This window comes from Arcicella sp. GW458-12-2-14-TSB2 (assembly GCF_059423785.1).
The window spans coordinates 1-1876 of sequence record NZ_JBWKYN010000336.1; the positions used below are offsets into that span (position 1 = coordinate 1).

General features: G+C 31.9%; 1 protein-coding gene. It reads left to right on the forward strand.

The window, feature by feature from the left end:
- The first annotated feature begins 108 nt into the window (after positions 1 to 108).
- Entirely contained in the window at positions 109 to 1347 is a 1239-nt protein-coding gene (locus tag AC07XN_RS24260; protein ID WP_309924342.1) for a GWxTD domain-containing protein, read from the forward strand.
- Positions 1348 to 1876 lie beyond the last annotated feature (529 nt).

A 1876-nucleotide genomic window follows, 5' to 3' on the forward strand; every position in this document is an offset into this window, starting at 1 on the left:
CAAAACTTCGTTATGGCATCTAATTAATTGACGTTTTTATTTGTGTCAACATTTCTAATATTTATCAATGCAATTAGCGCACAAGCTAGTAGCTATTCATTTAAACTGATGAAAAAAATACTTCTTATTATACCGATTATAATGTTTTTGGCAGGTTGTAGCCCCACTTCACCTAAAAAAGGCAAAGAACAAAGTGATAACAAAGTGCTTTTACAAAGATTTTTAAGTAAAAGTAGATTTTTAGATAATGGTACGTCAGTAAGGGTTTTTTTAAGTATTGATATCGATAGAACATTTACGTTGGCAGAAGCAACCAAAGATTTTGCAATTGCCTATAATCTTTATCCAGATTATAATTCAAAACAAACAAGTTTGGGGAACGGTAATGTAGCTATTACTACCGAAAATGCTAGTCAGGAAGGAGGATTATTAACTGTTTGGTTTGATATTCCTAAACCCAAAGATTTACTAACAGGTTTGGCTCTTACTGAAATAAGAGATTTAAGGACAGGAAATAAAATCTTAAATGATTGTTTCCTCAGATTCCAATCGGGTAAATCAAGCGATTATTTTATGTTTTTCAGTAAAAACGGAAAAACACCCATTGCACGAAATTATTTCACGGTGCAAGACACCGTTATGTTAAAAAGCCTCTCAGGCAAAGAGCAAACGTTTAAAGTGTTTAAATATCGCTATGAATTTGAAGCGGCTATTTCGCCGATGTCGACTACGCCAAGAGCGGCTACAAAAAGCCTTTATGTAGATTCTTCTTTTACGGTGGTAACTAATCAGCCCATTACCCTAAAGAGTGATGCACTTTATTATTTTACGAGAGATACCACAGAATCTTATGGGATAGGGATGGTAGTAGCAGATAAGAGATTCCCGAAAATTACCCGTCCAGAGAAACTTGTAAGACCTTTGATTTATGTAAGTACAAATGCTGAAACAAGCGATTTGTATAATTCTAAAGACCCTAAGCGCTCATTAGATAATTATTGGCTCAATATCATGCAAGGAAACCAAGGAACGGCCAAAAGGACAATCAAGTCTTTCTATCAAAGAGTAGAACAAGCTAACAGGCTTTTTACAAGCTATAAAGAAGGCTGGAAAACTGATAAAGGAATGGTATATATCGTAATGGGCGACCCAACCAGAATTACACGGACTAAAGACAAAGAAGTATGGACATATACACGTAACAGCCAATATTCAGAAGTGAATTTTACTTTTACCAAAAGGTCTAATCAATTTGCAGAGGACCATTATGAACTTCAACGTTATGCCGAATACCAATCCATCTGGTTTCCAACAGTTGAACAATGGCGAAATGGCGATAAAATTTAAACATAAGAACACTTTGACGATTGTTCAATGTTAAAGTAATACAGTGTTTCAACTGAAATACTATTATGAACCCACCTAAGTTTGTTTCTTGGGTGGGTTTGTTATTTCTATCTCCCTGTTTATCCTATATTCTTTTAATTTACCCACCCTATTTTTCTTTTTTTTATTTATTCTTCCAGATATTAAGAGGAATAAATACGCTGCTTATATTTTATAATTATTAACAGTAATGATAGAAATTCATTTTCTAAATCATTTTTTTTAGCTTGCCATTATAGTTTCACTTTCCTAGAAAGGAATCTTGAAGAAGTACAATTTTCGAAAATATTAATAAAGCTATTTAATATCAAGAATAATGCAATTGTGAAAAGATGTCATCTAAATGGATGTTTTAAAAGAAATAGTTTATGTTTTATACAAAATCTAATGAATACCTTTTGTATAGTTGATTACTTTATTAAAGGTATTTTGAATAAAGGCAATGAATAAGTTTTGTTTTAAATAGAAAATAACAAATAATATTTTGAAT